This is a genomic window from Caulobacter sp. BK020 (assembly GCF_004342605.1).
Lineage (GTDB): Bacteria > Pseudomonadota > Alphaproteobacteria > Caulobacterales > Caulobacteraceae > Caulobacter.
The window spans coordinates 475,624-496,479 of the sequence record NZ_SLZL01000001.1; the positions used below are offsets into that span (position 1 = coordinate 475,624).

Below are 20,856 nucleotides of genomic sequence, written 5' to 3' on the forward strand. Positions count from 1 at the left end.
CCGCCTTGATACGCTTGTTAGCCGGCGACTCCAAGATGCTCAAACACCCGCCTGATTTTCCCCGGTCCGCCGGGTTCGAGAGGCCACAGGTCCAGCACCGGCGTGGACACGCCCTCGATGGCCTCGAACAGGGGATCGGGCAGGCGTTCGACCGCCTGCGGCCGATCCACGCAGCGTACCAGAAGATCGATTGGGCAGAACGCCCGATGCGGCCGGGGCAGCACGCCCACGCCGCGAACCTCGACCAGTCCGGCCAGGGCGTCGGGCGCCCGGCCGTAGAGCCTGCCGCCGGAGACGAAGGTCACGGTGCGGTCGTCGGCGACCAGGACGAAGCCTTGGTCCAGGGCCCGCAGCGCCAGGTCGCTCTTGCCGACGCCCGACGGGCCCTCGATCAGCGCGCCGCGCCAGATTCCGAAGACCCGGCGGGCGATCAGTCCCGCATGACGGATCATTCGCGCGGGCCGCCGTGGTGATGATGGTGGCCGTTGTGGGCGCTCGCCTCGGGCAGGTCGACCACGAACCGCGCCCCGATCACTTGGCCGTCGGCGTCCTTGCGGTTCTCCGCCCGCATGGCGCCGCCGTGCGCCTCGACAATCTGGCGGGCGATCGACAGGCCCAGGCCCGAATTGCCGCCGAACGCCTTGCCTTTCGGCCGCGAGGTGTAGAACCGCTCGAAGATCGTCTCCAGATTGTCGGGCGGGATGCCGGGACCGTCGTCGTCCACCGTGACGATCAGGCGATTGTGATGGTCACGCAGGCCCGGATCGCGCTTGAGCGTCACCCGCACCTCGCCGTCGGCGGCGCTGAACGAGCGGGCGTTGTCGATCAGGTTGCGGAACACCTGGCCCATCGGGGTCTCGCGCGCCACGATCCGGGCGTGCGGCGGCGCGCCCTTGGCGTCGAAGGTCACCCGCACGCTGCCGGGAGCCTCGCCCGGCCGCAGCAAGGCGTCGTACAGGTGGATGACCTCGGCCAGCAGGGCGTTCAGCTCGAAGGCCCGTGGCGCCTCGCGCGACAGCTCCGCATCCAGCCTGGAGGCGTTGGAAATGTCGGTGACCAGCCGGTCCAGGCGGGTGACGTCCTGCTGCAGGATGCCCAGCAGCCGGGCCCGGGCGGCCGGATCGGTCACCAGGTCCAGGGTCTCGATGGCCGAGCGGATCGAGGTCAGGGGGTTCTTGATCTCGTGGGCGACGTCGGCGGCGAAGCGCTCGATGGCGTCCATCCGCTCGGACATCGAGTCGGTCATCTCCTCCAGGGCGCGCGACAGATCGCCCAGCTCGTCCTTGCGGCCGGAAATGTCCGGCAGGGAGATGGCCCGGGCCCCGTCCAGCCGCACGCGGTCGGCGGCGCTGGCCATGCGCAGCACCGGCTGGGCGATCAGGCGGTTGAGCAGGAACGACGAGATCAGGGTGGTGGCGATGGCGATCAGGGCGAACGGCAGCAGGGCCTTGCGCTCGGCGGCGATGATCTGGTCGACGTCGCCGGCCTCGAGGGTCAGGACGCCCAGCACGGCCCGCACGTGCTGGATGGGAATCGACACCGACACCACCCGCTCGCCCATCTCGTCGATGCGGGTGCCGGCCACGGGCTCGCCCAGCTTGGCCTGGGCGATCTCGGCCGCCAGGGCCTCGTGGGCCGCCTCGGCGACCTTGGGCTTGGTGTCCGGATTGTGGGTCGGCAGGCCGAAGGCCGGCTGGCCCGGCTTGCGGGCCGGCGGCAGCACCCTGGACTCCACCCGGTCGGCGACGACGTAGGAATCGGCCAGCTGGTTGCCCTCGGCGTCGAACAGCCGCGCGCGCTGCGAGCGTGGGATGAACAGGCTCTGCAGGATGTCGCTGGCCTGGTCGGGCACCAGGCGCGGCTCCGGGTCGCCCACCGTGGCGGCCAGGTCGATCACGTTGGCGATCAGCTCGCCCTGGGTGGTCAGGCTGTCGATGCGGGTGTTGATCAGGCCGCTGCGCAGCTCGTTGAGCACCAGCGCTCCGCCCAGCAGCACCGCCAGGGCCAGCAGGTTCAGGCCGATGATCAGCCGGCCCAGACGCGAGCCTCTCGGCCAGGCGAGCTTGGGCCAGGCCAGCCTCGGCAGGATCAGACCCCGCTTCGGCCTGGCCTCCGGCCCAGACTCGCCGGCCCCCTTGCGATCAGGATTCGCGATATCGGTAGCCGACGCCATAGAGGGTTTCGATGGAATCGAACTCGGGATCGACCTGCCGGAACTTCTTGCGCATGCGCTTGATGTGGCTGTCGATGGTGCGGTCGTCGACATAGACCTGGTCGTCGTAGGCGGCGTCCATCAGGTTGTCGCGGCTCTTCACGAAGCCCGGGCGCTGGGCCAGCGACTGCAGCAGCAGGAACTCGGTGACCGTCAGGCGCACCGGCTTGCCGTCCCACAGGCTGTCGTGGCGCGCGGAATCCAGCGTCAGCTTGCCGCGCTTCATGATCTTGGAATTGGCCGAGCCCGGGGCGGCGCTGGCGGCGTCCTCCTCCTCGGGGCGCGCCCGGCGCAGCACGGCCTTGACCCGTTCCAGCAGCAGGCGCTGGCTGAACGGCTTGTGGATGTAGTCGTCGGCCCCGAGGTTGAAGCCGAGAATCTCGTCGATCTCGTCGTCCTTGGAGGTCAGCATGATCACCGGGATTTCGGTGCTCTGGCGCAGGCGGCGCAGCACCTCCATGCCGTCCATGCGCGGCATCTTGACGTCCAGGATCACCAGGTCGGGCGCCTGGCTCTCGACCGCGTCGAGCCCCGACGCGCCGTCGTAATAGGCCTTGACCACGTGACCGTGGCTTTCCAGCGCCAGCGAAACCGAAGCGACGATGTTCTCGTCGTCGTCGATGAGAGTAATATCGGCCATCGAGCCCTATGGGTCCTTTCGCGATTATCCCGCCGATACTATCGATCGGCGTCGCACGCTACAACGCGCCCCCTCACAACGCCTGGAGGCGGCCAAGCTTTCCCTGCCTTTTGCGGCTCCAGCGTGGCGCGATTGCGGCGCGCTTCCGAAGAGCGCCCGCCCCGCGTTTCCGGACGGCAACCTCACCTTAAGGTCTTGTATCCCATAAGGGAGCTTCGGGGAGCCCTTTGCCGATGAGCGACCAAGTCCATTACGAGCTGTTCGTGCGCCGCAAGCCCGGCGCGCAGTGGACGCTCGACATGGCGACCGAGATCCGCGCCCACGCCCTGCAGACCGCCGAGGAGGCGCTGGAGCAGGGGCGGGCGATCGCCGTGCGCGTCAGCAAGGAAACCCTCGACCCCGAGAGCCGTGAATACAAGTCGATCTCGATCTTCACCAAGGGCCAGGTCGACGGCGGCAAGCCCAAGAAGGTGCAGGAGGACCTGGATCCGCTCTGCGTCCAGCCCGCCGACCTCTACACCGCCCACGCGCGCGACCGCATCGGCCGGCTGCTGGAGGGCTGGCTGGCGCGTCACAACGCCACCCCGTTCGAGCTGCTGCACCGTCCCGACCTGGTCGAGAAGCTGGAAGCCTCCGGCACCGACCTGCAGCACGCCCTGCAGAAGATCGCCATCCCCGAGGCCGAAGCCCGGGGCATGTCGGTCCATGAACTGATCCGCACCTTCCAGGGCCTGGTCGAGCGCACCGTCGCCAACCTGATGAAGCAGTTCAAGAAGGGCGCCCTGCCCGACCTGGACAAGGAAGGCTTCGCCCGCGCCGCCGAACGCCTGTCCACCGATCCCGATCGCGCCTTCCTGCTGGGCGCCGGCGTCGCCGCCTCGATCGCGCCCGGCAAGAACTGGTCCGAGAAGATCGCCCGCCTGCTGGACCTGGCCGACGCCGCGCCCAGCGATCCCAAGGCCCGCGCCGCCGCCCTGGCCGCCATCGAGACGCCCCTGGCCGAGATCATCGGCTCCAAGGCCGGCATGGCCGACCTTCTGGGGACCCAGGACAAGGGCGGCGAAGCCGATCTCGGCACGACCCTGGCGGCCATGACCCGCCTGTCCGGCGGCGCCCAGGTCGAAGGCCTGATCCGTGTCGAGGCCGGGGTGCGCAACTGCATGCCCGAGCTCTCCGGCACGGCCAAGCGCCTGGGCGAATGGCTGGCCGGCGACCATTTCCCCGCCGTGCGGATGTCGATCGCCCAGCGCGTGCTCAAGGAGCTGAACGGCGTGCGCCGCCTGAAGCCGGCCGACGCCGAGGCCGAGATCGAGTACCTGCGCGCCCTGGCCATGAGCCTGACCGCCGCTGCGGGCCGCATCCTGCCGCCTGAAGACATCACCAGCGCCTTCACCACCCGCTCCAAGACCCTGCTGAACGGCGAGTTCATCGAAGCCCTGCTCGGCCGCGACCGCTCGTCGCGCGAGGAGGTGCAGATGCTGATCCGCCTGGCCGAGAACGTCATGGGCGCGGTCAACAAGCGCATGGCCGCCCGCTGGCTGTCGGCCAACGTCCTGGCCCTGCGCTTCGAGCGCGAGCTGCGGCAGGGTCCCGACTCGGCGGCGTCCAAGCTGGCCGCCCTGGCCGCCCTGCAACGGTCCCTGGTCCGCTCGGGCCTGGTGGTCGAGGACTACGGCCCGCTGTGCACCCGCCTGGGCGAGGTGGGCGGCATGATCGAGGCCGACGCCCGCCTGGTCGCCATGCTGGTCCGCGCCCCCGCGCCCCTGCCCCAGAAGCTGGCCGTGCTGATCAAGCTGGCCATGGGCGAGGCCGGCCCCACCGGCCCGGTCGCCGACAAGGCCAAGCTCGAAGCGATGAAACTGGCCCGCGCGCCCGAGGCCCGCGAAGAACTGGCCAACTCGCCCGAGACCATGGACCTGCTCAAGGGCATGGTCACGAAGGCGGCGGCTTAGGGCCTCCGCTGGGGACATGCACTTGTGCGTGTCCCCAAATCTCGCCCCAAATCTCGCACTGCGACGGCTGGGGACACGCGCAAGCGCATGTCCCCGATCTTTATCGCCCCAACGCCCCCGCCAGCGCCTCGACCACCCGGTCCACGTCGCCGTCGGCCATCCCCGGATACAGCGGCAGGGTCAGGCAGCGGGCGTACCAGGCGTCGGCGCCGGGGAGGTCCAGGGCGCCGTAGCGGGCCTGGTAGTAGGGCTGGCGGTGCACCGGGATGTAGTGGACCTGGCTGCCGACCCCCTGGGCCTTCAGCGCCTCGACCACCTCGCGACGCATGGTCCCGGCGGCCTCGAAGTCGACCAGCACGGTCAGCAGGTGCAGGGCCGGGTCGGACCAGGCGGGGCTTTCCGCCAGGCGCACGACCGGGGCCAGGGACGCCAGCTTTTCAGCGTAGAGCGCCGCCAGCGCTTTTCGCCGCGCCACGAAGCGGTCGAGCTTGGCCAGTTGCGAGATCCCCAGGGCGCAGAGCACGTCGGGGATGCGGTAGTTGAAGCCCAGCTCAGGCATCTCGTAGACCCAGGCCTCGGCCCCGGCCGGGCGGACCATGCCGTGGCCGCGCAGGGACCGCGCCCGCGCCGCCAGGGCGGCGTCATTGGTGGTCAGCATGCCGCCCTCGCCGGTGGCCAGGGTCTTGACGGGATGAAACGAGAAGCTGGCGAAGCTTGAATAGGCCCCGTCGCCGACCGGGTGGGCGACCCCACCGAAGGTCCCGACCGAGCCCAGGGCGTGGGGCGCGTCCTCGACCAGCACCGCGCCGACGCCGTCGGCCAGGGCCTTCAGGCCCGGCAGATCACAAATGTCGCCGCGCAGGTGCACCGGCAACACGGCTTTCACCTTGCGACCAGCCGCACGCTTCAGCGCGTCGGCCAAGGACTCTGGCGTCATCAGGCCGGAATTCGGGTCGACGTCGGCGAACACCACCTCGGCCCCGACATAGCGGGCGCAGTTGGCGGTGGCCAGGAAGGTGACCGACGGCGCGATGCAGACGTCGCCCTCGCCCACGCCCAGGGCCAGCATGGTCAGGTGCAGGGTAGCGGTGCCGTTGGAGACGGCGATCGCGTGCTTGGCGCCGACCTTCTCTTTGAATGCGGTCTCGAAGGCTTCAACGGTCGGACCCGTCGTGAGAAGGTCGGCGCGCAGGGCCGCCGCCACCGCCGCCACGTCGTCGTCCTCGATGGTCTGACGGCCGTACGGCAGGAACGGAAGCGCGCCGTCCGACACGTCAGGCCTTCTCGGCCAGCATGGCGTTCAGGCCGTCCTCGCTGAGCCAGTCGTCGTTGCTGTCGCTGCTGTAGCTGAAGCCCTCGGCCACGTCCTTAGTCCCCGCCTCGCCGCGGAACGGCGTGCGGGGATATTCCACGAAGGTCGGCTCGATCACGTAGCGGTCCTCGAGCTCGACGGTGGCGCGAGCGTCGTCGGCGCTGATCATCATCTCGTGCAGCTTCTCGCCCGGCCGGATGCCGACGATCTTGACGCCGGCGGCTGGCGACATCGCCTTGACCAGGTCAGGCATGGTCATGGACGGGATCTTGGGCACGAAGATCTCGCCGCCGCGCATGATCTCCAGCGACGACAGCACGAACTCCACGCCCTGGTTCAGGGTGATCCAGAACCGGGTCATCCGCGCATCGGTGACCGGCAGCTCGGTGGCGCCCTGGGCCAGCAGGCGCTTGTAGAGCGGCACCACGCTGCCGCGCGAGCCGACGACGTTGCCGTAGCGGACCACGGCGAAGCGGGTGCCGATGTCGCCCGACAGGTTGTTGGCGGCCACGAAGGTCTTGTCCGAGGCCAGCTTCGTGGCGCCATAGAGGTTGATCGGGTTGCAGGCCTTGTCGGTCGACAGGGCCACCACCTGCTTGACGTGGTTGTTCAGGCTGGCCCAGACCACGTTCTCGGCCCCCAGCACGTTGGTGTGGATGCATTCCGACGGGTTGTACTCGGCCGCCGGCACCTGCTTGAGGGCCGCGGCGTGGATGACGATGTCGACGCCACGCAAGGCCAGGGTCAGGCGCTCGCGATCACGCACGTCACCCAGGAAAAAACGAAGCTTGCCGTAGGTCGCCTCGTCGAACTGCTCGCGCAGCTCCAGCTGCATGTCGCTCTGCTTCAATTCGTCGCGGGAATAGACGATCACCTTCCGCGGGTCCGAACGTCGCAGGACGGTTTCGATGAATCGGCGGCCGAACGAGCCCGTCCCGCCGGTCACCAGGATGACCTTGCCGTCCAGATCGAGGGTTTTCGGTGAAAAGCGCCCCAATTTCAGCCTCCTGAGCCTCCGCCGCCGTCAGAGGCGCGCGAGGCGAGTCATGGTTAACGCCCCTTTGTGCTCGCCAGACGTAAAGAGGACGTCAATCCCGTCGTGCCACAAGGGCCCATGCGCCGCGCAATCGTCCTGTCCCTCCTGTCGCTGCTGGCCGCCGCCAGCCTGGCCGCCCCGCCCGCCTTCGCCGGTCACGGCAAGGAGGAGAAGAAGGCTCCGGCCACCTATTTCGCCCTGCAGCCCCTGACCGCCACCACGATTCGTCGCGACGGCCGCCGGGGGGTCATGACCCTGGAGACCGGCGTCCAGGCCCTGGATCCGGCCCTGATGGAGCGCGCCCAGCAGTCGGAACCCCGGCTGCGCGCCGCCTTCGCCCAGGTGCTGATGACCTACACCGCCGGCATGCCGCGCGGCGCGGCCCCGGACCTGAACTATCTGGGCTCGCGGATGCAGGACGCCGCCGACAAGGTGCTTGGCCGCAAGGGGAGCAAGGTGCTGCTGGGCTCGGCGATGGTGAACTGACGGGCCTACTTCTTCCGTCGCTCGCGGAAGAACCCCCGAAGCAGGTCCGCGCTCTCCTCCGCCATCACCCCGCCCGTCACCTCCGGCCGCCAGTGGCAGGTGGGCTGGGCGAAGAATTTCGGGCCATGGACCACGGCTCCGCCCTTGGGATCCTCGGCCCCGAACACCACCCGGCCGATGCGGGCGTGACTGATCGCCCCGGCGCACATGGCGCAGGGCTCCAGCGTCACCACCAGGGTCAGGCCGGTCAGGCGGTAGTTCTTCAGCCTGACGGCCGCCAGCCGCATCGCGGCGATCTCGGCATGGGCCGTCGGGTCGTGGGCGCCGATCGGCCCGTTGCCGGCCCGAGCGATCACCTCGCCGGTCGCCGGATCGAGGATCACCGCCCCCACGGGCGTCTCGCCGGCCGCAGCGGCGGCGCGCGCTTCGTCCAGCGCCAGGGCCATGACGGCTTCGTCGGTGAGCGGGGCGGGGATGATGATCAAGGCTCCGAGGTCAACAAGCGCACATGGCCAGCCAGGCCGACTTCAACTGCTCTTCTAGCAAGCTTTGCATCGGCCGTGACGAGTGGAACGCCGCGCCGAAGGGCCAGGACCAGGTAGACGGCGTCATAGGTCGAAAAACCATGGTGCGCCGCCAGATCGTGGGCCGGGCTGGCCAGATCGCCCAGGCCCGAGGCCTCGTCGATCAAGTCAGGTAATCGACGGATCGCCTGACGCGCCACCGCATCACTGACCTGTCTGCGCCGAACGAACCTGGCGGCGGCCGAATTGAACTCGACAAAAATCAGTTCCGGCGCGACCCGCCGCTCGCCGCCCCTGACAAGCGCCGCCGCGGCCGCCGATCCCGACCCCGGGAGAAGCCAATCGACGGCGACGGAAGCATCCACCACCACCTCATCGCCCATCGAGTTCTTCATCGCGCTCTTCGCGGATTTCGCGGATCAGGTCGGCGCTGGAGATCGCGGACGGCGGCGACGCCTTCTGGAACCAGTCGACCATCGCCGCGAGCCGGTCGTTGGCCAACTGGTCGAGCAGGGCGACGCAGGCGCCGGCCCGGTCGCCCCCGTGCTCGGCGACGTGCTCGTCGATCATCCGCAGGGCGCGCGGGTGAAGGGTCGTTGGCGGCAGGACGATGGCTTCGGCGTCCTGGTGTTGGAAGATCGCGCCCTCCTCGGCCACGCCGAACCGGTCTGCCTTGACGAAGCTGACCCGCTGGGCGCCGAGGTCGAGCGAGGCGGTCCTCCAGCCGGCGTCCAGCCAGGCGGTCGCCTGCGAGTGGCCGGCCCGGGTGTTCGACCACCAGGGCTGGGCCTCATAGGCCGAGCGCGGCAGGGAAAAGCCGAGGATGCGCTCGATCTCCTGGAAGGAAAGGCGCACCTCGCCGTGTTGGAACATGCCTTCCAGATGCCGTTTCAGGGGCTCGTACTTCGTCGGCTTCATAGTATGTTTCCAGCCAGCGTACGAAGTATATACTATTTTCGGGACTCGGCAATCTTGATCCCCGGCTGGATCGGCGCCATCACGGGCCTCGCCCATCGTGAGATGCGCCCCGCCCTCGAAGGATTACGCCATGACCGAGAAATACCAGCCCCACCTGCATGACAACGCCCTGCTCGACCCGGTCGACGAGATCGACGGCGAAGGCGGCGAGGGCGAGCGCGTCGCCAAGATGCTGGCCCGTTCGGGCGTGGCCTCGCGGCGCGAGGTCGAGCGGCTGATCGAGGCCGGCAAGGTGGCGCTGAACGGAACGGTGCTGACCACCCCCGCCGTCAAGGTCCGCCCCGGCGACATCCTGACCGTCGACGGCAAGATGATCGACGAGCCCGAGCCGACGCGGATTTTCCGCTACCACAAGCCGACGGGCCTGCTGACCTCGCACAACGACCCCAAGAACCGCCCGACGGTTTTCCAGGCCCTGCCGCGCGACCTGCCGCGCGTCATCTCGGTGGGCCGCCTGGACCTCAACTCCGAGGGCCTGCTGCTGCTGACCAACGACGGCGAGCTGTCGCGGGCGCTGGAGATGCCCCAGAACGCCTGGGTGCGCCGCTACCGGGCCCGCGCCTTCGGCGACACCACCCAGGCCAGGCTGGATCGGCTGAAGGACGGCATCACGGTCGAGGGCGTGCGCTACGGCCCGATCGAGGCCCGGCTGGACAAGGCCCAGGACAAGGCCGGCGGCGGCAAGAACATCTGGATCACCCTGACCCTCAGCGAAGGCAAGAACCGCGAGGTCCGCAAGGTGCTGGAGGCGATCGGCCTGAAGGTCAACCGCCTGATCCGCCTATCCTACGGCCCCTTCGCCCTGGGGACCCTGCTGCCGGGCCAGGTCGAGGAGGTCGGCCCCCGGGTGATCCGCGAGCTGCTGGAAGGCATCATCCCGCCCGAGAACATGCCGACGGGCGACAAGCCGCGGTTCGTCGGCGTGGCCGATCCGCTGAAGGCCCCGGGCCAGGCGGGCGGCGGCGACATGCAGCGCCGGGGCGTGCCCCGGGCCGGCAAGATGACCCAGGTCGCCATCCTCTCGCCCGAGGAGAAGGTCGAAGAGGAAAGGTTCGTCCGCAAGCCCGGCTGGGCCAAGCCGAAGAAGAAGCCGGCGATCGCGGGCAAGGCCGGCGCCGGCAAGACGCCGGTCGGCAAGCCTGGCGGGCGTCCGGGCAAGAAGTCGATCGAGACCAAGATCGTCGGCCCCCGGGCCCTGTCGCCGCGGGAGGCGGCCGACAAGCGCATCCGCGAAAAGGCTCAGGCCGAGAAGGCCGCCGACAAGCGCGGCAAGGACGTCCCCGCCAAGGCCGGCGGCAAGCCGGGCGGAGCGGCTCCGCGCGGCAAGCGCTGACACCCAGAGCATCGCGCGGAAAAGTGGACGCCGGTTTTCCGCAAAAGCGATGCGAAAACAAAAACCTAGAGCAAGTCGTGCGATTCCTATATCGCGCGATTTGCTCTAGCCTCGCAGTCCTCTCGCCAGGTTCCGCGTCCGTCGGATCACCGTGGCCAGGCTCCCGGCCGCGATCACCAGCAGGCCGCACAGCAGCACCACGCCACGGCCACGCCACGGCGGCTCGAACACCGAGATCAGGCAGAACGCCGTCAGCGTCGCCATCCGCTGTGGCTTGGCCATCGGTCCCGAGAAGTCGGCGGGCTGGCCCAGGCCCCGACCCAGTTCGCGGACATAGGCGGTCAGCACCGCCAGGACCGCCGCGATCCAGCCGACGGCCGCGCCGCCGTGGATCCCGGCCGACCGGACGCCATAGCCGGCCCCAGCCAGCAGCAGGACGTCGGCCACGCGGTCGGGCAGCTCGTTCCAGATCGGCCCCGCCGGCCCGCCCCGACCATGCTCGACCGCCACCAGGCCGTCCAGCAGGTTGCACAGCAGCCGCGCCTGGATGCAGGCCGCCGCCAGCAGGAACCCCGCCGCGCGCAGGAGCCAGCCGTCCAGCGCCCCGGCGGCCATCATCAGCGCCCCGCCCAGGGCCGCGAAGGCGACGCCGGTGGCCGAGACGACGTCCGGGTCGACCTTGGCCTCGGCCAGCCGCCGGGCCATCCCGCGCGCGAAAGCGGCGTCGCGAACCTTCAGCGGGCGGCGGTTGTCCAGGTCCTGGGTCATGGCGTCTCCTCCAAGGCGAGAACTAGGCTATAGCTAAACCCGTTCACCGCCAGGGGCGTTGGCAGGAGCCGCATGGACATCGTCGCCGCCGTTCGAGCCTTCTTCGCCGCCCAGCCGCCGGCCCTGCTGGCCGGCCTGGCCGGCGTGGTGGCTTTGCTGAGCGTGGCCGGGGCGATCGCCACCGTGCTGACCGCCCTGAAACCGGACCGGGACTACCGCGAGCTGCGGCAGCGCATCGCCAGCTGGTGGGTGATGGTCGCCCTGCTGGCCGGGGCTCTGCTGCTGGGCTGGCAGGCCACCGTGCTGGCCTTCGCCCTGGTCTCGTTCATGGCCCTGCGCGAGTTCCTGTCCCTGGCCCCGATCCGCAAGGAGGACCGGCCGGCCATCCTGGCCGCCTATCTGGCCCTGGTCGCCGCCTACGGCTTCATCGCCGCCGACAAGTACATGTTCTACCTGGTGTTCATCCCGGTCTGGGCCTTCCTGGGCCTGCCGTTCCTGATGGCCATGCTGGGCCAGACGCGGGGTTTCCTGACCACGGCGGCCACCTTCCACTGGGGTCTGGTCACCTGCGTCTACAATCTCGGCTTCGCCGCCTTCCTGATGCGGACGCCCGACAGCGACCGCCTGCCGGCAGGGGCGGCGGGGCTGGTGTTCTTCCTGCTGCTGGCCACCGAGTTCAACGATGTGGCCCAGTACGTGTTCGGCAAGCTGCTGGGCCGCCGCAAGATCGCGCCCACGGTCAGCCCCAACAAGACCTGGGAGGGCTTCCTGGGCGGCTGGCTGGCGACGGGGCTGCTGATCGGGTTCGCCGGGCCGCTGTTCACCCCCCTGGCCGGCCCCGGCCTGCTGGTGGTGGCCGTCGCCCTGCCGCTGGCGGGCTTCGCGGGCGATGTCACCATGAGCGCGGTCAAGCGCGACATCGGGGTCAAGGACACCTCGCACGCCATTCCCGGCCACGGCGGGGTGCTGGACCGCGCCGACAGCCTGACCTTCACCGCCCCGCTCTATTTCCACCTGCTGGCGGTTTTCGCCCTGAGCAAGTTCTGATGAGCAAGTTCTGATGGGCAAGTTCTGATCCATGGGCTGGCTGCGCTTCCTGGTGCTGGTGCTGGTCGCCCGGCCCCTGGCGCTGTTCCTGACCGGGGCCGACGTCACCGGCCGCGAGCGCCTGCCGCTGAAGGGTCCGGCCATCGTCGCGGCCAACCATTCCAGCCATGTCGACACCCTGCTGCTGCTGGCCATCTTCCCGTCCCGGGCGGTGGCCCGGGTGCGGCCGGTGGCGGCGGCCGACTATTTCCTGCGCGATCCGGTGATCGGCTGGTTCTCGCGCCATGTGATCGGCATCGTGCCGGTGGCCCGGCTGAAGGCGGGCCAAAGAACACGGGACGATGGCGAGGACGTGCTGGCCCCGGCCCGCGCGGCCCTGGCGGCCGGCGACATCGTCGTGGTGTTTCCCGAGGGCACGCGCGGCGACGGCGACCAGCTGGGCCAGCTGAAAGGCGGGGTGGCGCGCCTGGCCGAGGCCTTTCCCGAGGCGCCGGTGACGCCGGTCTGGATCCAGGGCGCCGGCCGCGTCCTGCCCAAGGGCGAGGCCATCCCCGCGCCGCTGAACTGCGCGGTGCTGGTCGGCGAGCCGCTGGACTGGGAAGGGGGCAGGACCGCCTTCATGGCGCGGTTGCGCGTGGCCCTGCTGGCCCTGAAGGACCAGGCGCCGCCCCTGCGGTGGTCCTGATCGTCGGCTAGGTCGCCGCCAGCCGCGTCCAGCGACGCAGCGGCGCCCAGCGGGCCACGATCTCGGCCAGGGCGACATAGCCGGCCAGCATCAGCGGCGCGATGACCAGGGTCTCGGGCGGGAAGCCGTGCGGCGGGTCGGGCTTCAGCGACATCGGCTGGATGAACAGCAGGATCAGGATGTTGTTGGCCGCGTGGGCCCCGACCGCGAACTCAATACCGCCGAGGCGCAGGGTCATCCAGGCCAGGCCCACGCCCATGGCCAGCCGCACCAGGAAGGCGTCGAGATTGGGATCGAAGTGGATCGCCGAGAACAGCAGGCCGCTCAGCACCAGCACCACGCGCGGATCGGGGAACCAGGCGCCGACGACCTTGATCAGCCAGCCCCGAAAGACGAGCTCCTCGGCGGCGGCGGCGATGACCAGCAGGAAGACGGTCAGGGCCGCATAGGCCAGTCGGCCGGCCAGGTCCGGACTGATGGCCAGCAACGGCGCGCCGTGCGCCTTGGGGTCCAGCGCCGCTGAGGCCAGCAGGAGCGGCCCGATCGTCAGGGCGAACAGGCCCAGGCCCAGCAGCAGCAGCCGCCAGCGGAAGCCGGACGCGGCGGTGAAATAGGACGACAGCCGGCGACGATGCAGCAGGGCGGCGACGCCGACGAAGGCCAGGGCCATGCCGCCGTTGACGAAGGCCAGCAGGCTGATCACGAAGGCGATCTGGGTCAGGCCGGCCGGGGTCTCGCCCAGGCTGATCATCGCCATCAGCCGCTCGGCCGATTCGACCCCGCCGCCGGCGATCGCGAAGGCCACGAACACGGCGATGCCGCAGATCACCGCCGCCAGCAGGGCGGCGACCACGCCGACCGGCAGGGTCAGCAGCAGTGGAACCACGCGGCGGTCGGCCGACGTCAGGTCGTCCAGGAACGGCGACCGTCGAAGCTCTGCTAGCACCACTGTTTTCGATCCTGGCCCGACATCATCGCTAGGCGTTCGGCGCGCGGGACGCAAGCGGCGCGACACGCGACTTGCCGCGACGGCCGGCGCGCGGCACACATCGAGGCGAAAACGGCCGGGGCAAAGCGGGGCGCGCATGACCGACAACACCCACAAGGAAGCACAGCATCTTCACCGCCTGATCCTGTTCTCGGACGCGGTGTTCGCGATCGCCATCACCCTGCTGGCCATCGAGATCCATCCGCCCGAGCACTGGCGCGGGGTGGCCGATCTGTTCGGCCAGATGCAGCACAAGCTGATGGCCTATGTCGTCAGCTTCGCCGTCGTCGGCATCTACTGGGTCAGCCATCGCCGCACCTATTCGCGCCTGCGCCGGGCCGATGGCGTGCTGGACGGGCTGAACCTGGTGATGCTGGGGCTCTTGGCCCTGCTGCCGCTGGGCACCGAACTGCTCTGGGAGAACGGCAACGCGGCGTCGGTGTTCGTCTATGTGGGCCTGGTGACCGCCATAGGCCTGGCCCATGCGGCGGCCTGGGGCTACGCCGCCTTCTTCGGGGGCCTGTCGGAACCCATGCCGGCGCTCGAGAAGATCTACGTACTGCTGCGCGTGGCCCTGCTGCCTGGACTGATGTGCAGCCTGACCTTCGTCAGCCTGATCACCCACACGCCCTGGGGCTGGCTGGGCATCGCCCTGGTCGTGGGCGGCCTTTCGGTCATCAACCGCCTGATGGCGCGGAAGGCCGCGGCCGTCCAGACGGCGGAAGCCTGACCGTGCGCATCGTCTCGGGCCGGTATCGCGGCAAGGCCATCGCCACCCCGCCGGGCGACACCACCCGTCCCACCTCCGACCGGGCCCGGCAGGCGGTGTTCAACATCCTCGAGCACGCCGCCTGGGCGCCCGAGCTGCACGGGGCCCGGGTCATCGACCTGTTCGCCGGCTCCGGGGCCCTGGGCCTGGAGGCGATGTCGCGCGGGGCGGCCTTCTGCCTGTTCGTCGAGACCGACGACGCCGCGCGCGGCGCCATCCGCGAGAACATGGAAGCCTTCGGCCTGTTCGGCCAGGCCCGGGTGCACCGGCGCGACGCCACGGACCCGGGCCCACGCCCCGGCAGTGTCGGCGCGCCGTTCGACATCGCCTTCCTCGACCCGCCCTACGCCAGGGGCCTGGGCGAGAAGGCCCTGGTGCAGCTTGTCGCCGGCGACTGGCTGGCCCCTGGGGCGATCGTGATGTTCGAGCGCGGCCGCGACGAGCCCGACCCCGCCCCGGCCGGCTTCGAGCGGCTCGACGCGCGCGACTATGGCGCCGCGCGCGTCTTCTTCTTCCGGCTGGCCTGACCGCCCCAGCGGTCTAGCTACCAGCCCCGGGCGCTCACCCGGTTGTCGGCCTGCGCACGCAGGTTCGCCGCCCCTTCGCGCGTGATTCGGTAGGGGCGGCCGCCGGAACTGGCGATGAAGCGCCGCCGCTTCAGAGCTTTGAAGACCGCCAGGGTGCAGTCGCTCAGGCGCCAGCCCTCGCCGGTGATGCAGTCGGCGCCGACGATGCGGCCGCGGTTGTCGCGCACGAGTTCGATGCGGGCGCCCTGCGCCAGCGCGTGCAGCGTGCGTTGCTGCGGTTTGGAGATGTTCAAGGAAGTTGTCCGAAGATCGAGGCGTGGGAACGCGCGTCAGAGCCTCCCTCGGAGGCTCGCCCTCAAAGATTTGGACGTGACGAAATCACGTCCGGGCGGGACACGCGGACGGAGCGGGGCCTGATCAGCTGTCGAACGGGAGGTTCGGAGCCTTAGGCCCGGACCTCGAACACAATCGGAGACATGAACCACACGGGGTTTCGGACGGAGGCGAGCTTAGCGCATCCACCAAATCCGTCATCTCCCAAGGCTCGCTACTTCTTCTTGACCTTGGCCGGCGTGGTCTGGGCCACCTTGACCGGGGCGCCGTCGCGGCGGGCCTCGGCGACCAGGCTGGCGCAGTCGGCGTCCTTGGCCTCGCCGCCGGTCACGAACGGCAGGATGGCGGCCAGGGGCGAGACCAGGCTGCCCAGCGCGGCGGCGAGACCGCCCTGGGCCACCGCGCCGCCGGGCTCCAGCCCGACCTTGGGCGTCATGAACGGGCCCTTGATGGTGATCGGGATGAACAGCCGCACCAGGCGCAGCTTCTTGCTGTCGCCCTCGATCTTCAGGTCCAGCCGCTCGTTCTGGAGATCGACAGTGCCCTTGCCCTTGGCCAGCACGACGCCGGTGTCGGCGACGATCTGGTTGGCGGTCATCACCCCGTCCCTGACGCTGAAGTCGGCCACGGCGCAGCGGACGCTGGTTTCGCGATTGTCCTTGCTGAGCAGCAGGATCAGGCCCTTGGAGGCGTTGACGCCCAGCAGTTCGGCGAAGGCCTGTCGGATCTCGCCCCGGGGCGAGACGACCGTCACCTGGCCATTGGCCGACGAGGCGGCGCGGTGCACCGAATTGCCGTAGCCGGTCAGCTTGGCCCGCGCCATCACCCCGCCCTCGATGGCCGGCTTGCCGCCGCTCTGGATCGGGATGAAATCCTCCAGCTTGGCGTTGATCAGTCGCAGGTCGAGGTCGGTGCGCGGAACCTTGGGATTGGCGTCCAGTCGCACCTTCCCGGACAGATCGCCGCGCGAGAAGGTGAAACCGATGGGATCCAGGGTCAGCACGCCCTTTTCCAGGGTGACGTCGGCCCGCACCTTTTTCAGCGGCAGGTTGGGCGCGTTGACCGCCAGGGCGCGGTACTTGACCTTGGCGTCCATGGCCTTGACCCGCTCGACCTGCAGGGTGGCGTCGGGCAGCAGGCGGCGGGTGGCGTCGCGCTGGGCGGCCTCGACCTTCTGGCCCGCCGAGGCGGTCTCGCCGCGGCCCGTGGCCGGCGCCGCGCCGACCAGGCTGCCCAGGTCGTCGAAGTCCAGGCGTCGCGATTTCAGGTCGGCCTCCAGATACGGCCGCTCGCGCCCCATCAGCACGAACAGGTCGCCCGAGACGTCGCTGTCGCCGACCTGGCCGTTCAGCCTGTCGAAGTCGAAGCGTTCGCCGTTGCGGGTCAGGTGGCCGCTGATCCGGTAGGGCGGGGTGTTGGGCAGGGCCAGGCCGGTCAGGGCGTAGAGGCGGTTCAGGTCCGTGCCCGAGACGGTCAGCTGGGTCTCGAACAGGCCCAAATTGAACGGCTTGGTGATGTCGCCCTTGGCCGTGACATGGGTTGAGCCCGCCTCGACCCGCGCGTCGAACGGATAGGGGCGGTTGGGCGAGATGTTCAGCAGCGGGCCGCCGGTGACCAGGGCGGTGAACGGCGAACGGTTCAGCTGGCCCCTGCCCTCCAGCACGAACCTGCCGCGCCCGTCGCCGCCGGCGTGCTCGTTGGAGCTAACCGTGCCCAGGAAGAGGATGTCGCGCTGCTGGTCCTCGTAGCGCAGCTGGCCGTCATTGATGATGAAGTGCTGGATGGCCGGCAGGTCCAGCGGCTTCCTGGGGGCGTTGGGATCGCCGAACGTCCAGTTGGCGCGACCGGAGGCCTCGCGCAGCAGGCGCACGTCGGGACGGTCGACGGCCAGCAGCGGCAGGATCACGTCGCCCTTCAGCAACGGCAGCAGCCTGATCTGCACCGCGATGCGGTCGACCTTGGCCATCGGCGTTCCGGCGGGCGAGCCCTTGGGATCGGCCTTGGCCGCCCAGTCCGGCTGGGCGATGCGGACGCCCAGGGCCTCGGCCTTGGGCGACAGCGACCAGGGGTGGACGCGCAGGTCGCCGGTGATCACCACCTCGCGGTTCAGCCGCGCCGAGGCGAAGCGCCCCAGCGGGCCGCGAAACCAGTTCCAGTCGAAGATCACCAGGAAGGCGACGATCGCCGCCGTCAGCAGGATCGCCCCGATCATCCCCCAGCGCGCGCGCGGCGGCAGGCCGCGCAGGCGCGCGGTCAGGCTGGGCGGCGGATTGGGAGCGAGCGTCGTCAGGGCGGAACCTCCTACCCGTTCACAACGCGCGGGCAGGGTCCTTGTGTTCCGAGGTCGGTCAGTCCCCTGGAAGGCTTAGTGGATCAGTCTCACGACGCCGATGCAGGTCGCGGCCAGCACAAAGACCATGATCGCCACGATCTCGTGGGTCTTGAAGAGCGGTTTGCCCCGTGTGCGCATGATGAGAATCCCCCGTCCCGGATTGAAGCGTGCGGCCACGCCGTACGCAACACCCGGGCCAACACGGATCGTCAGGGCAGCTTGCCCGGCCAGACCAGGAAGCCGTCGGCGTCGCGGCCGGCGACGCGGTAGGTCGGATAGCGCTCCGGGTAGGAGCTTTCGCCGTAAGCGCCGCCTTCGTAGGCCGGATAGGCGGGCGCCGGGCGCCAGCCGCCGTAGCGGTCTCCCTGCCATGGACCGTCCCAGGCTGGGCCGTACGAGGGCGGGCCAGCCACCACGTCCAGCGGCCGGCCCCAGCGGTCGAAGTCGCTCAGGCCGGCGTGGGCCTCGCACTCGACGCGGTCCCAGCGATAGGCGCCGCCCGGGCCGGTGACCCGCCGCGTGACGTACTCGCCCGGCCAGGCCTGGGCCGAGGCGGCGGTTCCCACGCCGAAAAATGCGACGGCGAGCACGAGCGTGGGGAGCAGGCGGCGGATCATGGCGAATACTCCAGAAGGTTAACAGACCAGAGCGCCGGACCGGTTTCGCCCCTTTTCGCCTTCGAGGCGAGCGTGGCCATGAAGATTCTCAGGCGATTGCCAGGACCGCGCCGGCCGCCTAGCGTCCGATCAAACAAATGTTTGAGGCGGGCATGGCGATCGAGGCGGTGATCTGGGACTTCGGCGGGGTGTTCACCACCTCGCCGTTCGAGGCCTTCCGGCGGTTCGAGGCCGAGCGCGGCTTGCCACCGGACTTCATTCGCCGAGTCAACGCCGCCGATCCCGACGCCAACGCCTGGGCCCTGTTCGAGCGCAACGCGATCGACGCGGCGGCCTTCGACGCGCTGTTCCTGGAGGAGACGTCGCGCCTGGGGCATCCGCTGCGCGGGGCCGAGGTGCTGCCGCTGCTGTCCGGCGACGTGCGGCCGCGCGTCGTGGCGGCGCTGGAAGCCTGCAAGGCGCGGTTCAAGGTCGGCTGCATCACCAACAATGTCGCGACCGGGCATGGGACCGGCATGGCCGGCTCGACCGAAAAGGCCTTGGCGGTCGCCGCGATCTTCGCCCGGTTCGACGCGGTGATCGAAAGCTCCAAGGCCGGGGTCCGCAAGCCCGACCCGCGCATCTACCAGATGATGTGCGACCTGCTGGCCGTGGAGCCCGAACGGTGCGTCTATCTCGACGACCTGGGGGTCAACTGCAAGCCGGCCGCGGCCCTGGGCATGACCGCCATCAAGGTCACGACCGAAGACCAGGCGCTGGAGGACCTTGCGGCGGCTGCCGGTTTGGCGTTCTGAGGGGATCAGATCCGTTCGCAGGAGTCGCCATGTCCCGCCCCGCCAAGATCGGCGCCGCCGCCGCCCTCTCCCAGTTAAACGAGGCCCAGCTGGAAGGCTGGACCGCCGTGTCCGGCAAGGACGCCATCGGCAAGACCTTCCGGTTCGCCGACTTCAACGCCGCCTTCGGCTTCATGACCCGCGTGGCCCTGATGGCCGACAAGATCGACCACCATCCGGAGTGGTTCAACGTCTACAACCGCGTCGAGGTGGTGCTGACCACCCACGACGCCGACGGGGTCAGCGCGCTGGACGTGGAGATGGCGCGGTTCATGGATTCGGCGGCGGGCTGATCCCTCGGTCCGTGAGCGATCGGAGAGGGCCTGCGCGTTTCCCTCTTCCACCCGCCTCCCATCCGGTTCAAACTATCGTTTGAATTATAATCGGGAGGACGCCGCGGATGGCGCAGAGCACGGGTCGGGTCGCCGGCAAGAAGGCCTTCATCACCGGCGGGGCCCAGGGCCTGGGCGCGGCCGCGGCGCGGCGGCTGGCGCAGGAAGGCGCCAAGGTCAGCCTGGCCGACATTAACTTCGCCGGCGCCCAGGCGGTGGCCGACGAGATCAACGCCGCCCACGGCGCGGGCACGGCCTTCGCCTTCGAACTGGACGTCACCCAGGAGGACCAGTGGATCGCGGCGCTGGAGCGGGCCGACGCCGCCATGGACGGGATCTCCGTGCTGCTCAACAACGCCGGCGTCGCGGGCGACCAGCCGCTGGAGCAGATGGAGTTCGACCTGTGGAAGCGGATCATGTCGATCAATGTCGACAGCGTCTTCCTGGGGGCCAAGCACGCCCTGAAGCACATGCGCGCCCACCAGCCCGGTTCGATCATCAACATCAGCTCGATCGCCGGCCTGATCGCCAACCACAATTCCCCGGCCTACAACGCCTCCAAGGCCGGGGTCTGGCTGCTGTCCAAGAACATCGGCCTCTACTGCGCCAAGATGGGGCTGGATATCCGCTCCAACTCGATCCACCCGACCTTCATCGACACCCCGATCCTCGACCCGCTGAGCCAGCGCCTGGGCAAGGAGGCCGCCCACGCCAAGCTGGGCCGGCAGATCCCGCTGGGCCATATCGGCGAGCCCGACGACATCGCCAACGCCGTGCTCTACCTGGCCAGCGACGAGAGCAAGTTCATGACCGGCGCGGAGCTGAAGCTGGACGGCGGCATTTCGGCGATGTGAGCGCGCCGGCCTTTCTGTGAGATTACCCTTACCTGCCCCCACCTGACCGCTTCGCGGTCTGTCCGCCCCCATAGGGGGCGGAGCCGCCTGCTCCTGAAGGCTCTTCCCCCTCTGGGGGAAGACGATCGCGAAGCGATCCGTAGGGGGGCAAGCGGCCCGGAAGCTACTCGGCAGCCACCGCTTCCGGCGCGGTCGTCTTCTGGCCCATCGGCCGCAGGTCCAGGTCCTGGAACAGGGCGCTGTCCTCGTCCTGGCCGGGGAGGGGGGTGGTCAGCAGCTTGCCGCCGACGAAGATCGA

At 69.7% G+C, this 20,856-nt stretch carries 24 protein-coding genes and 1 pseudogene; 10 read left to right on the forward strand and 15 right to left on the reverse strand.

Annotated elements, in window-relative coordinates:
* Positions 1-17 precede the first annotated feature (17 nt).
* Genes EV278_RS02260 through EV278_RS02270 form a run of 3 tightly spaced genes read right to left on the reverse strand, consistent with a single transcriptional unit; the run spans position 18 to position 2,852 of the window.
* Entirely contained in the window at positions 18-452 is a 435-nt protein-coding gene (locus EV278_RS02260) for an HPr kinase/phosphorylase (protein ID WP_132086227.1), read from the reverse strand.
* Positions 449-2,173: an ATP-binding protein gene (locus EV278_RS02265; protein ID WP_243692041.1), complete on the reverse strand. Its 1,725-nt coding sequence runs from the start codon at positions 2,171-2,173 to the stop codon at positions 449-451. Before EV278_RS02265 ends, EV278_RS02260 begins: the two co-directional genes overlap by 4 nt.
* Positions 2,142-2,852, reverse strand: a complete 711-nt coding sequence (locus tag EV278_RS02270) for a response regulator transcription factor (RefSeq protein ID WP_056756117.1) — start codon at positions 2,850-2,852, stop codon at positions 2,142-2,144. The genes EV278_RS02265 and EV278_RS02270 overlap by 32 nt, the downstream gene beginning before the upstream one ends.
* A gap of 233 nt (positions 2,853-3,085) precedes the next feature.
* Here EV278_RS02270 and EV278_RS02275 point away from each other — a divergent pair, with 233 nt between their 5' ends.
* Positions 3,086-4,804: a hypothetical protein gene (locus EV278_RS02275; RefSeq protein ID WP_132086229.1), complete on the forward strand. Its 1,719-nt coding sequence runs from the start codon at positions 3,086-3,088 to the stop codon at positions 4,802-4,804.
* A 100-nt stretch (positions 4,805-4,904) separates the two neighbouring features.
* Here EV278_RS02275 and pseC read toward each other — a convergent pair whose 3' ends face one another.
* Positions 4,905-6,077, reverse strand: coding sequence for a UDP-4-amino-4,6-dideoxy-N-acetyl-beta-L-altrosamine transaminase (pseC, locus tag EV278_RS02280; protein ID WP_132086231.1), 1,173 nt, complete (start codon positions 6,075-6,077; stop codon positions 4,905-4,907).
* 1 nt (position 6,078) lies between these two features.
* The gene (gene pseB, locus EV278_RS02285) at positions 6,079-7,113 is read right to left on the reverse strand and encodes a UDP-N-acetylglucosamine 4,6-dehydratase (inverting) (RefSeq protein WP_132086233.1); all 1,035 of its coding nucleotides are present in this window, start codon (positions 7,111-7,113) and stop codon (positions 6,079-6,081) included.
* A 117-nt stretch (positions 7,114-7,230) separates the two neighbouring features.
* On the opposite strand from pseB, the gene EV278_RS02290 reads away from it, so the two are divergent.
* Entirely contained in the window at positions 7,231-7,638 is a 408-nt protein-coding gene (locus EV278_RS02290) for a hypothetical protein (RefSeq protein WP_132086235.1), read from the forward strand.
* A gap of 5 nt (positions 7,639-7,643) precedes the next feature.
* Here the strand turns inward: EV278_RS02290 and EV278_RS02295 are convergent, their stop codons facing one another.
* Genes EV278_RS02295 through EV278_RS02305 form a run of 3 tightly spaced genes read right to left on the reverse strand, consistent with a single transcriptional unit; the run spans position 7,644 to position 9,080 of the window.
* A complete protein-coding gene (locus tag EV278_RS02295; RefSeq protein WP_347812813.1) occupies positions 7,644-8,123 on the reverse strand; it encodes a nucleoside deaminase in 480 nt (159 codons plus the stop codon).
* Positions 8,120-8,557, reverse strand: a complete 438-nt coding sequence (locus EV278_RS02300; protein WP_132086237.1) for a type II toxin-antitoxin system VapC family toxin — start codon at positions 8,555-8,557, stop codon at positions 8,120-8,122. The genes EV278_RS02295 and EV278_RS02300 overlap by 4 nt, the downstream gene beginning before the upstream one ends.
* Positions 8,535-9,080, reverse strand: coding sequence for a hypothetical protein (locus tag EV278_RS02305; RefSeq protein WP_132086239.1), 546 nt, complete (start codon positions 9,078-9,080; stop codon positions 8,535-8,537). Before EV278_RS02305 ends, EV278_RS02300 begins: the two co-directional genes overlap by 23 nt.
* A 130-nt stretch (positions 9,081-9,210) precedes the next feature.
* On the opposite strand from EV278_RS02305, the gene EV278_RS02310 reads away from it, so the two are divergent.
* The gene (locus EV278_RS02310; protein ID WP_132086241.1) at positions 9,211-10,473 is read left to right on the forward strand and encodes a pseudouridine synthase; all 1,263 of its coding nucleotides are present in this window, start codon (positions 9,211-9,213) and stop codon (positions 10,471-10,473) included.
* 105 nt (positions 10,474-10,578) lie between these two features.
* On the opposite strand, the gene EV278_RS02315 is transcribed toward EV278_RS02310, so the two are convergent.
* Positions 10,579-11,241 (reverse strand): CDP-alcohol phosphatidyltransferase family protein, encoded by a 663-nt coding sequence (locus EV278_RS02315; protein WP_132086243.1) that lies wholly within the window; start codon positions 11,239-11,241, stop codon positions 10,579-10,581.
* Positions 11,242-11,313: 72 nt separating this feature from the next.
* Between EV278_RS02315 and EV278_RS02320 the strand changes: the two genes are divergently transcribed.
* Together EV278_RS02320 and EV278_RS02325 are read left to right on the forward strand one after the other, a co-directional pair.
* A complete protein-coding gene (locus EV278_RS02320) occupies positions 11,314-12,288 on the forward strand; it encodes a phosphatidate cytidylyltransferase (protein WP_132086245.1) in 975 nt (324 codons plus the stop codon).
* 31 nt (positions 12,289-12,319) lie between these two features.
* Entirely contained in the window at positions 12,320-12,973 is a 654-nt protein-coding gene (locus EV278_RS02325; RefSeq protein WP_132086247.1) for a lysophospholipid acyltransferase family protein, read from the forward strand.
* A gap of 7 nt (positions 12,974-12,980) precedes the next feature.
* Here the strand turns inward: EV278_RS02325 and EV278_RS02330 are convergent, their stop codons facing one another.
* Entirely contained in the window at positions 12,981-13,919 is a 939-nt protein-coding gene (locus EV278_RS02330; protein WP_132086249.1) for a CPBP family intramembrane glutamic endopeptidase, read from the reverse strand.
* A 139-nt stretch (positions 13,920-14,058) separates the two neighbouring features.
* Between EV278_RS02330 and EV278_RS02335 the strand changes: the two genes are divergently transcribed.
* Both EV278_RS02335 and rsmD read left to right on the forward strand, forming a co-directional pair.
* Positions 14,059-14,691 (forward strand): TMEM175 family protein, encoded by a 633-nt coding sequence (locus EV278_RS02335; RefSeq protein WP_132086251.1) that lies wholly within the window; start codon positions 14,059-14,061, stop codon positions 14,689-14,691.
* A 2-nt stretch (positions 14,692-14,693) separates the two neighbouring features.
* The gene (rsmD, locus tag EV278_RS02340; RefSeq protein WP_132086253.1) at positions 14,694-15,257 is read left to right on the forward strand and encodes a 16S rRNA (guanine(966)-N(2))-methyltransferase RsmD; all 564 of its coding nucleotides are present in this window, start codon (positions 14,694-14,696) and stop codon (positions 15,255-15,257) included.
* Positions 15,258-15,274: 17 nt separating this feature from the next.
* Here rsmD and EV278_RS02345 read toward each other — a convergent pair whose 3' ends face one another.
* The 4 genes from EV278_RS02345 to EV278_RS02355 all read right to left on the reverse strand — a co-directional run bounded on the left by EV278_RS02345 (position 15,275) and on the right by EV278_RS02355 (position 18,539).
* Entirely contained in the window at positions 15,275-15,550 is a 276-nt protein-coding gene (locus EV278_RS02345; protein WP_132086255.1) for a YjhX family toxin, read from the reverse strand.
* 254 nt (positions 15,551-15,804) lie between these two features.
* Positions 15,805-17,802: an AsmA family protein gene (locus EV278_RS02350; RefSeq protein ID WP_132086257.1), complete on the reverse strand. Its 1,998-nt coding sequence runs from the start codon at positions 17,800-17,802 to the stop codon at positions 15,805-15,807.
* A 153-nt stretch (positions 17,803-17,955) separates the two neighbouring features.
* On the reverse strand, positions 17,956-18,060 hold the full coding sequence (locus tag EV278_RS24230) for a hypothetical protein (RefSeq protein ID WP_243692042.1): 105 nt from the start codon (positions 18,058-18,060) through the stop codon (positions 17,956-17,958).
* 71 nt (positions 18,061-18,131) lie between these two features.
* The gene (locus EV278_RS02355) at positions 18,132-18,539 is read right to left on the reverse strand and encodes a hypothetical protein (protein WP_132086259.1); all 408 of its coding nucleotides are present in this window, start codon (positions 18,537-18,539) and stop codon (positions 18,132-18,134) included.
* Between the two features lie 152 nt (positions 18,540-18,691).
* Between EV278_RS02355 and EV278_RS02360 the strand changes: the two genes are divergently transcribed.
* From EV278_RS02360 to EV278_RS02370, 3 genes are all read left to right on the forward strand, one after another.
* Positions 18,692-19,333 carry an HAD-IA family hydrolase gene (locus tag EV278_RS02360; protein WP_132086261.1) on the forward strand — a complete coding sequence of 214 codons (642 nt, stop codon included), beginning with the start codon at positions 18,692-18,694 and terminating at the stop codon, positions 19,331-19,333.
* 29 nt (positions 19,334-19,362) lie between these two features.
* The gene (locus EV278_RS02365) at positions 19,363-19,665 is read left to right on the forward strand and encodes a 4a-hydroxytetrahydrobiopterin dehydratase (protein ID WP_132086263.1); all 303 of its coding nucleotides are present in this window, start codon (positions 19,363-19,365) and stop codon (positions 19,663-19,665) included.
* Positions 19,666-19,772: 107 nt separating this feature from the next.
* Entirely contained in the window at positions 19,773-20,558 is a 786-nt protein-coding gene (locus tag EV278_RS02370; protein WP_132086265.1) for an SDR family oxidoreductase, read from the forward strand.
* A gap of 163 nt (positions 20,559-20,721) precedes the next feature.
* On the opposite strand, the pseudogene EV278_RS02375 reads toward EV278_RS02370, so the two are convergent.
* A pseudogene (locus EV278_RS02375) lies at positions 20,722-20,856 on the reverse strand (biotin synthase); the annotation flags it as partial.